We start from the raw sequence: 12,898 nt of genomic DNA, 5'->3' as shown, positions 1-12,898 counted from the left end.
CGCGAAGATTGCGCCCCACGCGCCTTCCCGTTTGGGCGGCAGGCAAGGTCCACATTGGCTACGGCGGTCTCTTCCCAAACAACACCCGCCCCTGCTTTCCCAGCGGTCACGGAACGCGCTGTCCGTGCCCCTCGCGCGCCCCCTCTGTGCGCACTGAGCCGGTCCTCTCGTCTCCAACAAGCTGTGTCTGCGGTATCCACCGTCAACGTCCACAGCTTGGGGGGGCAAGGTGCCGGAGGAATGGATACGGGCTCTCGTGGCGGACTTTGGATCCGAGCGCAGGGAGCGTCTGCGGGTCAGCGACACGGAGGCGTCCATCAGCCTGCCGGTGGCGAAGCTGGTGGAAACATTCGGGGCGCGCTGGAAGCTGAGTCTTTGCCTTCATCCTGAGTATCCCTTGCCCGAGGCCCGGGTGGGTCCGGACTACGCGGTGGAGACATCGGGGCGCATCACCGGCTTCCTGGAACTGAAGGCGCCAGGGCACGACGTCACGCCCGACGGCTTCACGAAGCGGGACCAGGAGCAGTGGGAGCTGATGCGCGGACCGCGGTGGCCCGGTACCAGTCCAGTTCCTGCGGGCACAACTCGGGCGCGCAGGTGCGCCCGGACGAGGGCTCGTGCGGCGGTAACGCGGTCGGGGTTCTCGTCGGTGGCCTCGGCAGCGTCGAAGGCCGGGATGCCGCCCAGCCCGTGCTCCGCGTCGTCGAAGTTGTCCAACCTGGTCTTCGGTGCGGGAGACGCCGTATAGGCGTCGCTTCCCCATTCCTGCCGGTCGGAGAAGATTGGGTGGGTGCCAGTCCTTCGTGCCCACGACGACGAGGACCTTCGGGGTCATCCCCTCGAAGGCGGTCGTGGCGAGCGGTGCGTAGGGCTGGGCCGCCGGGCCGTTCAGATCCGCGCCCCGGCCGGGCGCGGCGATCATGACGCGGGTGCCGAAGCGTGCGTCGACGGCTCACCGGCAGGTTCGGGGTTGACGGGCGTGCTCGCCGTAGCTCGGGTCGGTGATCGCCAGCGGGTTCACGAACTGGCCGACGCGCGCGGGCTGTCGGCCGCCGAACCGCTCGGCGAAGAAAGAGGGCATCCCTTCGCCCTCCGATTGCCGAGCAGCAGTGGAGAACCGTGTGGCGCACGTCGGCGGCGAACGGCCCGTCGTAGGAGGCAGGGCCGTGCGGCTCCGTGGCCGATGCCACGGAGCCGCACGGTGGTTACCGTCAGAAGCCGACGCTCGGATCGTCCGTGTCCTCTTCCGGGTCCACGCTGTACAGCGGGCGGTCTTCGATCCCCAGGGCGCGCATCAGCTCGTTGGTCGGAATCCTGTACCTACGTCCGATGCGGAGGACAGGGCAGGGGAACTCGTGCTCGCGGATCAGCCGGTACGCGGTCGTCGAGCCGATTCCGAGTGCTCGGGCCGCCGTGCGCAGGTCCACTGCGACGGGCAGGTCGAACATCTCCGTGAAACTAAGGCGGCCCTCTGCCGGGTCCTTCACCCTCGCCTCCCCGCAGGGCGGACCGGCCGGGTGTCCGCTCGGCGCCCGGGCCGTCGCCTCTTCCCGGGGCTGTGCCCCGCCGAACGGTCCTGCGACCCGTCATCGGTGTCGATGAAGATTCCCTGTCGGCGCAGATGCTCCGGGCGCACCCGGAAACGCAGCGGTGCGCACAGCCCGTCCGGGCCCTCCGGACGGGCGACCCGTACGTCCAGGCTCTCCGCCGCCGGGGCGTCCGCCTCCTCGCCGGACGCAGTGAGAGCGTGCTCCTCGGTGATGCGTTCGATCTGGGTGGAGGGAAGCTCCCGCAGCCCTTCCCGGGCGAGATGCCACGCCCTGGCGCGCGCCGCGTGCAGCAGGGAGGAGTCGGTGAGACAGCTCGCGCCGTCCCGATCCGCCAGCTTCTCCAGGAGAGCCAGGACCATCTCGGCCTCCACGTCCGACCGGTCGGCCCGCAGGCGCGTGCAGACCCGGTGGACCGTCCCGGTCAACCGGGGCAGGGCCAGCCAGATCGCCAGGAGTTTCCCCGTGCTGTCTGGAGTCAGGTCGCTCCGCGCCGTGCGGATGACCTCCTTCCAGACCGCGGTGGCGAACTGCGGGTCGGAGCCGGGGCCGTGCAATGCCTCGTGCGTCTCGGCGGCGGTCAGCCGGACCGGATCAGCCTCGTCGGCGTCCGTGGGGACGAGCACGAAGACCGCGTCACTGGTCCGGGGATCGTCGAAGTGCCGCCTCACCGAGGCGAACGCACTGCTGTGCGGTGGATACATCAGGAAATGTCCTCTCTTCGGACTGCGGAAACCTGAGTCCGGAGGTGCTGGAGATACCGAGATGCTGGACGAGGTGGGTCCTGTGGTGGGGACGTACCGCCTCATATCCGCGTCAAGCGGAGACGAGTCCCACCAGCATCACTTTGATGCGTGAGCATGCGGTAGTGGTCTTCTCGACCAGGTAACGCCGCCTTTGACCACGAGCGTGTAGCAAGCGCGGCAGCCAGGCCGCGAGCTCGCCGGTGACGAAGTTCGCGAGGCTGGTGGGTGCCCGTACAGAACGGGCACCCATGAACTGTTGCGCTCAGGCGGTCTCGGAGGACGAGGTGTCCGGCGCCTCGGTGGGCGGGGTCGCCGGGGTGGTGTCCTCGGTCCGGACGGCCGCCCGCCGACGGCGGCTCGGCGGCCAGTCGGGGGACTGGCGCAGGCGGGCTGCCCGGCGGTTGCGCTGACGGCTGTTCATCGGGTTCGCGGTTCCTCTCTGATGAGTCGATGGATGACTAAGCCGCCGTTTCGTGCTTCTGCGAGCGGCTTGTGCCATCGTGCCCGGGAGGGAAGCGGGGCCGCAGAGCGAAAACTGAGGGATAACTGAGTCCCCGGGGGGCGTGAAGAAGCAAGCGCGTGTGAAGCGGCACAGCGCGGCGCACAGATGAAGGAGCGCCGGCAAGAGGCCGGATCACTGACTGCGGCGCGGTGAGGGGGAGGGCGATGGAGGGGTACGTGCTGGGCCCGGTGCGAGCCGAAGGGGACGGCGGCAGGAGGGTGGTCGAAGGGTCGAAGGTGGCGGCCCTGTTCGCGCTCCTGGTGACCTCGCCAGACTGCCGATGTAGGAGGAAGGACATAGCCGAAGTCCTCTGGGAGGGCGTCGAGGACGTTGGCGATCTGGTTAACCGCGTCGTCGCCGACCTGCGGAAGCGGCTGGGCCGGGAGTCCGTGCCCCATAGCGGCAAGTCGGGTTACTGCACGCTCCGCGTGCCGGTGGGAGACGTCGACCTGCTCCGTTTTCGCGAGAAGGTGAAGCAGGCTGAGGGACTGACCTGCAAAGCGCAGTTCGAGTTGCTCGGCGCGGCCTTGGAGGAGTGGGACGGCGAGGGCGAACCGCTGCACGGACTGTCGGAGACCGGCTTCCACTTGCGTCGGGAGGAGCTACGGGCCGAGTTGATGGCCGCCGTGTACGCGCGGCTGGACGCAGCCTACAAGTCCAGGGAGGTCAAATGGCTGCGCGAGGAGATGGAGAAATGGTTCGAGCGCGCGCCGGAATTGCCCAAGATCTTCCGGTTCTACCTGCTCGCCCACGCAGACCTGCCGGAGTCCCAACGTGAGCGGCTCATCAAGAAGTGGGAGAAGCGCAACGGAAAAGCGGATGTCGCTGTACAGAGCGCCATTGACCAGGTCCGGGGAGAGAACCGCCGGCCGGGCGGGGTGCTCCTGCCCCCCGTTCCCGACCAGTTGCCCGGCGGCAGGCGCAAGCCGATCGGGCAGGACGAGCTGATCGGTGACCTCTTCGAGGCCGTGTGCGAGGAACAGGACGCCGGCAATCTGGCGCTGGTCCTGATCAGCGGCATGGCGGGCGTCGGGAAGACCGCGGTGGCCGAGAACCTCGCCGGTCGGCTGCGGGAGCGGTTTCCCGACGGGGTGCTGCGCGGCGAACTGAACGGATTCGCCGACGGAGACGTGCGGCCCGCCGAACCGGACGAGATCCTGGACGGCTTTCTGGCCGCGCTGCCGCCCTACACCACGGTGACCGGACCGGAGAGCAAGAGCAACGCGCTGCGGTCGGCGCTGGCCCACCGGTCGGTGCTCATCGTCCTCGACGACGCGCTCAGCGCCCAGCAGGTGCTGCCGCTGCTTCCCGGAGACGGTACCTGCGCCGTGATCGTCACCAGTCGTAACGACCTCTTGCGGCTGCAGTCCGAGAGAAAAGTGCTGTTCCGCAAGATGGAGCCGCTGCACGAGGCGGACGCCCTGGAGGTACTCCAGGAGAAAGTGTCGGCCGAGGACCGGGCCAAGCACGCCGTGCCCTTCAGCAAGCTGGTCCACCTCTGCGGTCGGCTGCCGTTGGCCCTCGTGGTGGTGGCCCGGCTCTTGGAGGTCGGTGCGCGTCCGCTGCACACCCTCCCTGCCCTGGTGCGGGAGATGGAGAAGGAGCTGGAGCGGGCGAAGCTGGACACCCTGGACCTGCCCGAGCACGAACGGTCGGTCCGCGCCGCGCTCAACTGCTCCGTGCGCGTGCTGAATGAGGAAGCCCGGCTGCTGCTGTGGCAGCTCGCCGTCCACTCCGGGCCCAGCGCTTCTTGGGAGGCGGTGATGGATCTGGGACGGGCAGTGGACGAAGGGACGCGTACCGACCGGGCCCTGGTGGACCTCGTGGCGGCGAACCTGGTGGAACATCACGGCGACCGCTACGGGCTGCACGACCTCGTGCGGGCCTTCGCCCTTCGGCACGTGCGGCCGGTGCCGGACGGAGACTACGCGGAGATCGAGCGGGCGACCGTACGACAGGTGCTGGAACACCAGCTGCACAACGTCCGCGCCTGCGACCGGGTGCTCGACCGCGAACGCACCCTGCCCACCGGCGAGCCCGGAGCGGTCAGGGTCACCGACCCCGCGGACCTCGCGGAGGCGATGGCGTTCCTGGACGAGGAGTACGCCACCGTCCAGCGAGGCATTCACTTGGCGATCAATCGGCGTATCGACCGGTACGTATGGCTGCTTCCGATGGCCCTGGTCATCTACCAGTGGCGCCGCCGCCTGCTCGATGATGCGCGGCAGAACCTCCGGTACGCCGCCGAGGCGGCGGAAACCGTCGCCGGTCCGGTCGATCGCGCCATGGTCCACCGGTCGCTGGCAGGGACCCACTGGCGGCTCGGTGAGTACGACTTGGCGGTGGGCGCCCTGCGCAGGGCCGTCCGGCTCAGCGAGGAGGACCGCAGCACGGAAGGCCGGCTGAGTCTGGCCCGTACGCTGCACCGGCTCGGGCTCACCCTGCGCAAGCAGGACGACCTGACGGGAGCGGAGGAAGTGCTCCGCCGTGCACTGGAGTTGTGTCGGGAGGTGTCCGACCGCGCCGCCGAAGCGGCTGTTCTGAACGTCCTCGGCGCGATCCACCTCGACCGGGGCGAGCACGAGCGGGCGCTCCGTCGGTGCGCCGACGCTCTGGGCGTGGTGGAGCGCACGACGGAGCGCAGCGGCCTGGCCGATGTGCTGTTCACCCTGGCCAAGGTGCACCTGGCCCGTTCCGAACGGGACGAGGCCATCACCCTGTACCGGCAGGCCTCCGACATCTACCGCGAACAGGAGAACTGGCCCAACGAGGACAAGGTACGGATGCTCTTCGCTGATGTCATGGTGTCCGCCGGCGACACCGACGCGGCGGTGCGGGAGCTGGAGAGAGTCATCGTGCTGCGTGAGCTGATGGACGGTGAGGGGGTGCGGGAGGTCCGGGAGCGGCTGGAAGGGCTGAGGTGACCCGCCCGGTCGGCGGCCGTCGGCTCACCGTCAAAGCCGGGGCGGATGCGTGCGGTAGTACTCGGTCGGGTCCGGGCGCAGGGGCTTCGATGGCCGTTGCGAGCCGATCTGGGGTAGGTAGCAGCGGAGCCGATCGAACACTTCACGGACATCCGCGGGGCGCTCCGCCGCCTTCCACCGGACCATCCACAGCGCCAGGGAGGCGAACTCCGGGGGTAGTTTGGCGAGCCGGTCGGCCGGCAGCACCGGGGTGCCCTCTTCCGCCCGCTCGTCCTGTCCGCCGTAGGGCAGGCGCATCACGGTCATCTCCAGCAGGATGCAGCCGAGTGCGAAGATGTCCGCTTGCCGCGTCAGACCTGACGGGCACGCGTCGGACTGCTCGGGGGAGGCCCAGCCGCGCGTGCCGCGTGCGTCTTCCGTCTTCTGATCCGCCACGACCGCGTGGCCCATGTCAATGAGCCGGAGACGGCCGTCCGGCTGCACGATGACGTTCTCGGGCTTGAGATCGCAGTGCACCAGATTCCGGTCGTGGACTTCTGCCAGAATTTCGCACAGTTGGCCGATGACGGCCGCAACGGTCCCAGGATCCTTAACGGGCAGGGCCGCCGACAGGACCTTCTGCAGTTGGTGCCCTTCGACAAATTCCATGACCAGGCACCGGCGTCGCCGGTGTGTCCCCGTGGCGATGACTTCGGGAATCGCCTGGATTCCCGTCAGCATCATCATGCGTGATCCCTCTTTGAGGAGTTCATCGCCGGCCCAGTGGAAATCGCTCTCGGGTCCGAGGTCCCGGGCCTTCTGAAGCTTCAACGCCACCTTCTGCCCGCTGTTGCGGTCACGCCCGAGGAAAAGGTCGCCTTGGCCGCCGTCGCCGACCATGTCCAGCACTTCGTAGCGCCTCTCCACATCGCCGATCTCCTCGATCTCCCTCACGGTCATCCACCTTTCCTCCGTACGGAAATGGAGCAGGAAATGTCACAGCCATGGCTGCCCCCCGACGGGGTGACCCGCACCTCCGAAGTCATCACGGTATCCGCCGGAATGTTCAAGGGGGGAGAGTTCCGATGCCCCGCCGCTGACGCTCTCAAGACCCGCGGCTACCACACCACCGACCCCGTACCGCGCCGCCGTGAGAGGCTGGAGCACTTCGCTCTGGGCCCCTTCATGGCTGCCTGCGACATCCGTTCGGGGCCTGCCGGCAGCCCGCCTCGGACACGTACCGGGCCCCTGCACGGCGGTCTGCGGACCTGGTCGGAGCACGGCGTGCAGATGTACGAGTCGGCCTTCCCCCTCGACCCGGAACGTCCCCTGCACGAGGTGCCCGAGCCGTGGACGTACCGCTACCGGCCGTCCGGCCCCGACCCGCGCGACGCCCAGGAGTACCGCCTCACCGTGTGGGGCCGCTGCCTGGCTTCCCCGGACGGTGCCTACCGCGAACTTCGTCTGCCCGTGCACCGCCTGCGGGACTTGCCGCCCGACGGCTTCACCGCGGCCGTCGCCCTGGTGCTGGCCGAGGGCGCCCCCGGACCGCCGCCGGAGCACGTACGGATCGTGGAGTTCGCGCTCTTCGACGGCCGTACGCGGGAGCTCTTCGCGGGAAGCCGGGAAGAGGCGCGCGCCCGGTACCGCGAACACGGCCCCGCCGCCTTGGCCGGCGTACTGGACGGACGGGAATACCGCCCGGGGTCCGCCTGTGGCGGATGCCCCTACCTGTCGGTGTGCCCGGCCCTGCGCACAGCGCCCGGACTGCTGGGCATCGAGGCGCACGACCGGCCCCGCCGCACCTGGTCGGTCACCAGCGGGCGGGCCTACCGAGCCTGCCCGGCGCGTGACCACATGCGCCGGCTGCACCTGCCCACGGCGGACTCCGTCGAACGCGAGGTGACGGCCGAGCGCGGCCGGGCCTTGCATGCCTACCTCGCCGAACGGCACGCCCACGGATCGCCTCGGCCCTGCACGGTCGAGGTCCCCGAGGAGTGGGTCCCGCAAGGATTCGACCTGCCCTCAGACGAACGCGCACTCGGCGCCCTGCTGTTGCGGCGGCACGCCGCGGTCTGCCCGCTGCGGTACGTCGGGGACGGCACGGATGTGCGGACCGAGCCCCGGGTGGTGCGGCACGACACCACCGCCGACGTGGTGGTCCTGGCCGCGCCCGACCTGCTCTACCGGGATGCCGGGTCATGGGTGTGGCGCGAGATTAAGACCTCCGTCACCGACCGGCGGTCCGACCGCCCCCTGCTGGAGCGTTATCCGCAGTTGGCCCTGGCCGTCGTGCTGATCGCCCGCGGTGACCTGGGCGGTGAACCGTTCCGCGCCCGGGTCGAGCTAGAGGTGCTGCACCCCGGCGGCGCCGACCTGGAGATCATCGATCCGTTCGCCCCGGCCAATCGGGTCACCGCCGAGAAGGTACTGCGGGCGATGGTGGCCGACTGGCACGGTGACGACCAGTACGCGGCCCGGCCCGGACGCTCCTGCGAGCGGTGCGAAGTGGCCCGCTGGTGCACGGCGTCGTCCGTCAGCGAGGCCGCGGCATGAGGGCGGGGTCGGCCGGCCGGGCCGATCGGCCGGACGCCGGCGAGGCGCCCGAGGGCGTGGGCAGCGACCTCTTCGGCGAACTCGCCCGCATGGTGGCGGCTCTCTCCGAGGTCCAAGGGCTCCGCTCCTTCACCCTGCCCTATCCCGGCCTCGCCCAGCGGGCGCTGGATCACACGGTGATGCGCTGCCTCGAAGCGGGGGAGTCGCCGCCGAGGAGTCTTCCGGAGCTGTGGGAGTGGTGCCGGACCAGGCCGTCCGACGACTCACTCTTCGCGGTCCCCTCCTCCCTGGTCTCGCCGGGCACCACGCTGGTGCACCGGGTCGGCCGGATGCCGACCCGGTCGTGTCTCGAGGTGGCCTCGCACGAACCGGGTGGAGGCGTGGCGGCACACGCCCGCGCGCTCCTCGGGGACCTGCACGCGCGGAGTGGAACGGAAGAGCGCTACCGGCAGTGCCGGGCGTTCCTGGCGCGTCACCCGGTCGTCCACCAGCAGGACCGCTTCGCGCCGGGTTGGAACAGGGCGGTCTGGAGCCGGGTCAAGAACCTCTACGGTCCGTTGCCCGAGTTCCTGCTCGACGACGGAGACTTCCTGTACTGCCCCTCGTGCAAGCTCCCCGCGCTGCCCCGGGACAGTGCCGTGCCCGTACCCGGACCGTCCGGTACCGGCGCGGAAGTCTGGTGCGAGGGGGAGGACTGCCCGCGCGACGCCCCTCCGCGGCTCATCCGTGAGCCGGACCAGGCGTGGATCCTGCAGCGCTCGCTGCGGTGGTACCTCGTACTGCCGCACCGCACCGACGAAGCCGCCCGGGAGGCACTGGAGCGCGCCGAAGTCGCGTACAAGACCCTGCCCGGTCTTCTGCCCGCCTACCGGCTCTGGGACACCGGCCCCCGCATCGTGGACATCCAGGTGTACGACCGCCTGCAGCCGGCGCTCCTCGCAGCCCATCTCACCGACAACACACCCCTCGCGGACCGCACCCTCGTCGTGGTCCCCGACGCGCTCGCCGGACGGGACGGCTACCGGCAGGCCTTCACCGACGCCCTTCCCGTGCTCCTGCGGGACCGGCTGGTGCTCACCACCCCCATGGACCTCGTGCCCGACCTGGGACAGGCCCGGCGAGAGGAGAAGGACGATGCGTAGCCTCACCCCGCCCTTGACCGACGTGTTCAACGCGCTCAAAGCATTTCTGGGGTCCTCCGTGCCCCAGCCCGTGCTGGAAGCCCTCTGCCAGGTCGAACTCGGCCTGTACCTCCAGCAGAAGATGATGCCGGGCAGCCCCGCGGGCAGCGCCTGGGTGCTGTTCAGCGGGTACGGGTTCGCCGAGGCGCACCGGGCACCGCTGCCACCCGACGCGGCGAAGACCCTGCGTATCGCCCGGTACTCACTGTGGACGCTGCGCCGGAGCCGTACCTGGCTCGATGCGCTGGACACCTACCAGAGGTTCGACCCCAGGGTGCGCGCCTACGACGTACCGGACGCCGAGACACCCGCTGCCCGCCGCGACCTCTCCGTCGCCGGCGACCGCTTCTCCGTCTACGAACAACTACTGCGTGCCGCACCGCCGCTGGCGGGCAAGCGGCTGCCGGTCGCGGGTCAGGGCCCGCACGCCTTCCCCGTCAGTCGCACCATGGCCGTCGTCGACCTGCCGCCGGTCCCCCGCACCCCCCTCGTCGCCCACGACATGGACCTGGAACCGGCCGGCGGCGGCGAGCTCCTTGTCTTCACCAGGGAGGGGCTGGAGCGCACGGCGGCGGAAATGGACGCACAGCACACCCGCTTCGGCGAGGGACGGGCGCCACGGTGGCTGGAGCGGTTACGGTCGTTCGACCTGTCCACCAAGGAGAACGGAACCTTCCACAAGACGAGGAAGGACGAGGACTTCACCTTCACGGTCGACGGCATCCAGCACCTGCTCGGCATCGTCGGCGCCGGCAAGAGCACACTGCGCGACATCATCGCCGTCCATCTCGCCAAGCTGGGCAAGCGCACCACCGTCGTCGTCACCGATGTCGCGGAGGTGCTGAAGCTCGTCCGGCTCTACGCCCTCTATACCGACGGCGCCGCCGCACCCGTGCTCGGCTCCTCCGGCCGCGAGCGGCACGCCCAGCGGCTGCACCGCCGACTGGCGGGCCGGGGCGAGCACCGACTGCTCGCCCACGACGACCCCGCCTTCGCCTACCTCGGCACGTCCTGCCTGCTCAACGTCAGACGGCAGGGCGCCACATCGACGACCGAACCACTCGCCTACGGCGAGGCACCCTGCTCCCGGCTCCGACCCCCGTCGGCCCTGCGCCGTGACCCGAGCGACGGACGGCACTCCGAGTGGCAGAAGAGGGCGACGAGCTGCCCGTACTGGTCCGCCTGCCCCCGTCACCACGGAGCCCGCACGCTGGTCGACGCCTCGATCTGGGTGGCCACCCCGGCCGGGCTGATCGACGCCTCGCCGCCCCGCCCTCAGAACGGCGAGCGCATCCGCTTCCTCGAACTGGCCTGCCGCCGTAGTGACCTCGTGATCATCGACGAGGCCGACCGTGTCCAGATGCAGCTCGACCGGACTTTCGCACCCGCCGTGGTCCTCGCCAGCGACGAGGACAAGGGCCTCATCGACCAGCTGAGCCGGCACAAGATCCGGGAACTCGCGGCCGGCGGACGCACCCAGCTCTCCGAACGGGACGTCGAGACCTTCGCCGCCGCCCTCAACACCGCAGGCGCGGCCACCGACCGGCTGTACGCGATGCTCGTCGCCGGGTACGAGCTGCGCAAGTGGGTGCGGACGGGCTACTTCAGCGCCTGGACGCTCCAGCTGGGGCTCCTCGACGAACGCTACGAACTCCCCGACGACAGCGGTCGGGACCACCCTCATCACGCCCCCCGCGAGGCTCTCGGGAAACTGCTCGACGCGTTCCGGGACAACCCCTTCGGTGACCGTCACCGTAGGACGGAGGAGGACTTCAGCCAGCTGACCGCCCTCCTCAACGAGCTGCTCCACACCGGCAACCCGGAGAACACCCGGCGCCGCCTCACCGAGGTCATGGACGAGGTCTTCGCCATCGACCCGAAGTACATGGCTGCCCGGCAGCGGAAGTACCAAGAGACGTACGACGAGTGGCGGCGCGAGGAGGAGGAACAGGAGAAGAAGCGCGGACGCCGCAGGAAGCCCAAGCCTCCGCCCCAGACTCCCGAGGAATGGCGGAACCAACTCGCGGAGCGCTTCGAGTTCGCACTGTTGCTCAGCGCCCTGGAACCACGGCTCGCCATGATCAACGCCATGTGGCCCCGCGTCGAGGCCGCCCTCAGCCTGGGCTTCAACACGATGTACCGCCGGCCGCTCAACTACGGCCCGATGGTGCCCGAGGCCCCGATGGGCAATGTGCTCGGCTTCCAGTTCCGGGTCCCGGGTGAGGACAAGGGCGGAGTCCGCAGTGGCGAACTGACCTTCTTCCGGTGCAGCGGCGTCGGACGTGAGCTGCTGCGCGCCATCCCCGATCTCACCTCCGTCGACGGCAGGCCCGGTGCCCACTTGCTGCTCATGTCGGGCAGCAGCTGGGCCGGCGCGTCCAGCCGCTACCACGTCTGCGTCCCGGTCGGTGTGGTCATCGAACCGTCGGCCGAGGTGACCGAACGCATCGCCAACGAGAGCTCCATGCGCTTCGAGTTCATCGACGACGGCGACGAGAAACTGCGCATGTCGGGAACCCATCCGGACGACCGCCCGGAGAAGTTGCGCCGCATCGCGTGCCATCTAGGCGAGGGCGGAGACGAGTACGAGGTCACTGAAGGTGGTCCGCTCCAGCAGGAGTTGCTCTCTCTTCCTCCAGGGCGCGACCAGATCCTTCTGCTGGTCGGCAGCTATGCCGAGGCACGTGTGGTGGCCGACACACTGCACAACCTCAACGTCCGCTGGCGCAACAAGGTGCTGTGCTTGGTGTCGGACGACGAGGAGATCACCGCGGAGGACGAGGCGCCGTCCGCCTACCACGCCCGATCACTGCGCCGGGGCGACGTCGAGCACCTGAAGGACCTCGAGGCGGACATCCTGGTGGCGCCCCTGCTCGCGCTGGAACGCGGCCACAACATCCTCAACGAGGACGACGAGGCGGCCATCGGCACGGTCTACTTCCTGGCACGGCCCCATCCGCACCCAGAGGACCTCCACCTGGCCGTCAATGCCGTCAACGACTGGGTCGTCCGCGCCGTCACCGGCGGTGACTTCGCCACCCTGGTACAGGGAAAACCCACCGTCGAGGAAGGAGCGGAGGAGTTCCGCCGCCTCGCCCGTTCGTACTGGTACCAGGTACTCGCTCGTTCGATGGCGTGGAGCCGTCTCGACGACGATGTACGGGAACAGGTCACCTGGGACATGCTGGTCCTGTTGTGGCAGGTGATCGGGCGACTGGTACGCGGTGGCGTACCGGCCCGGGTGGTCTTCGTCGACGCCGCCTTCGCCCCCAACCGCGGCGCCGTACCGGCGCGGCCCGACACCCCCGAATCCAGTCTGCTGCACAGCGTCCTCGCCGTCCTGGACCCGTATTTCGACGGCGGCACGACGACCGCGGAGGAGCAGTTCATCGTCCGCGCCCTGTACGCGCCATTGCGCAGCATGCTCACCCGCTTGCTCGCCGCCGTACCCGCCCACCCGTAA

10 protein-coding genes are annotated in these 12,898 nt (G+C 69.6%); 4 read left to right on the top strand and 6 right to left on the bottom strand.

Annotated features, from left to right (window positions below; all coding sequences use genetic code 11):
• Positions 1-423: 423 nt before the first annotated feature.
• The 5 genes from ABZ117_RS04455 to ABZ117_RS04435 all read right to left on the bottom strand — a co-directional run bounded on the left by ABZ117_RS04455 (position 424) and on the right by ABZ117_RS04435 (position 2,714).
• A complete protein-coding gene (locus tag ABZ117_RS04455) occupies positions 424-717 on the bottom strand; it encodes a hypothetical protein (protein ID WP_356817264.1) in 294 nt (97 codons plus the stop codon).
• Positions 718-952: 235 nt separating this feature from the next.
• Positions 953-1,081, bottom strand: coding sequence for a hypothetical protein (locus tag ABZ117_RS04450; protein WP_356817262.1), 129 nt, complete (start codon positions 1,079-1,081; stop codon positions 953-955).
• A 130-nt stretch (positions 1,082-1,211) separates the two neighbouring features.
• Entirely contained in the window at positions 1,212-1,448 is a 237-nt protein-coding gene (locus ABZ117_RS04445) for a helix-turn-helix domain-containing protein (protein ID WP_078992515.1), read from the bottom strand.
• Between the two features lie 35 nt (positions 1,449-1,483).
• Positions 1,484-2,251, bottom strand: coding sequence for a hypothetical protein (locus tag ABZ117_RS04440; protein WP_356817260.1), 768 nt, complete (start codon positions 2,249-2,251; stop codon positions 1,484-1,486).
• Between the two features lie 304 nt (positions 2,252-2,555).
• Positions 2,556-2,714, bottom strand: coding sequence for a hypothetical protein (locus ABZ117_RS04435; protein WP_157854403.1), 159 nt, complete (start codon positions 2,712-2,714; stop codon positions 2,556-2,558).
• A gap of 245 nt (positions 2,715-2,959) precedes the next feature.
• On the opposite strand from ABZ117_RS04435, the gene ABZ117_RS04430 reads away from it, so the two are divergent.
• Complete coding sequence (locus tag ABZ117_RS04430; protein WP_356817258.1) at positions 2,960-5,719, top strand: tetratricopeptide repeat protein; 2,760 nt, start codon at positions 2,960-2,962, stop codon at positions 5,717-5,719.
• A gap of 30 nt (positions 5,720-5,749) precedes the next feature.
• Here ABZ117_RS04430 and ABZ117_RS04425 read toward each other — a convergent pair whose 3' ends face one another.
• Positions 5,750-6,652, bottom strand: coding sequence for a serine/threonine-protein kinase (locus tag ABZ117_RS04425; RefSeq protein WP_356817257.1), 903 nt, complete (start codon positions 6,650-6,652; stop codon positions 5,750-5,752).
• 336 nt (positions 6,653-6,988) lie between these two features.
• Between ABZ117_RS04425 and ABZ117_RS04420 the strand changes: the two genes are divergently transcribed.
• Genes ABZ117_RS04420 through ABZ117_RS04410 form a run of 3 tightly spaced genes read left to right on the top strand, consistent with a single transcriptional unit; the run spans position 6,989 to position 12,898 of the window.
• Positions 6,989-8,254 (top strand): PD-(D/E)XK nuclease family protein, encoded by a 1,266-nt coding sequence (locus ABZ117_RS04420; RefSeq protein WP_356817405.1) that lies wholly within the window; start codon positions 6,989-6,991, stop codon positions 8,252-8,254.
• Positions 8,251-9,396: a hypothetical protein gene (locus ABZ117_RS04415; protein WP_356817255.1), complete on the top strand. Its 1,146-nt coding sequence runs from the start codon at positions 8,251-8,253 to the stop codon at positions 9,394-9,396. The genes ABZ117_RS04420 and ABZ117_RS04415 overlap by 4 nt, the downstream gene beginning before the upstream one ends.
• The gene (locus ABZ117_RS04410; protein WP_356817253.1) at positions 9,389-12,898 is read left to right on the top strand and encodes a hypothetical protein; all 3,510 of its coding nucleotides are present in this window, start codon (positions 9,389-9,391) and stop codon (positions 12,896-12,898) included. Before ABZ117_RS04415 ends, ABZ117_RS04410 begins: the two co-directional genes overlap by 8 nt.

It is taken from the genome of Streptomyces sp. NPDC006309 (genome assembly GCF_040613095.1).
GTDB lineage: Bacteria > Actinomycetota > Actinomycetes > Streptomycetales > Streptomycetaceae > Streptomyces.
The sequence above is the reverse complement of the archived record's forward strand: the minus strand, read 5'-3'. Positions and strand labels throughout refer to the sequence as shown.

Excerpts from the sequence above, each read along its gene's own strand:
- ABZ117_RS04420 (WP_356817405.1), top strand. The coding sequence starts at position 6,989 with ATGTACGAGTCGGCCTTCCCCCTCGACCCGGAACGTCCCCTGCACGAG.
- ABZ117_RS04430 (WP_356817258.1), top strand. The coding sequence starts at position 2,960 with ATGGAGGGGTACGTGCTGGGCCCGGTGCGAGCCGAAGGGGACGGCGGC.
- ABZ117_RS04440 (WP_356817260.1), bottom strand. The coding sequence starts at position 2,251 with ATGTATCCACCGCACAGCAGTGCGTTCGCCTCGGTGAGGCGGCACTTC.
- ABZ117_RS04435 (WP_157854403.1), bottom strand. The coding sequence starts at position 2,714 with ATGAACAGCCGTCAGCGCAACCGCCGGGCAGCCCGCCTGCGCCAGTCC.
- ABZ117_RS04415 (WP_356817255.1), top strand. The coding sequence starts at position 8,251 with ATGAGGGCGGGGTCGGCCGGCCGGGCCGATCGGCCGGACGCCGGCGAG.
- ABZ117_RS04450 (WP_356817262.1), bottom strand. The coding sequence starts at position 1,081 with ATGCCCTCTTTCTTCGCCGAGCGGTTCGGCGGCCGACAGCCCGCGCGC.
- ABZ117_RS04410 (WP_356817253.1), top strand. The coding sequence starts at position 9,389 with ATGCGTAGCCTCACCCCGCCCTTGACCGACGTGTTCAACGCGCTCAAA.
- ABZ117_RS04445 (WP_078992515.1), bottom strand. The coding sequence starts at position 1,448 with ATGTTCGACCTGCCCGTCGCAGTGGACCTGCGCACGGCGGCCCGAGCA.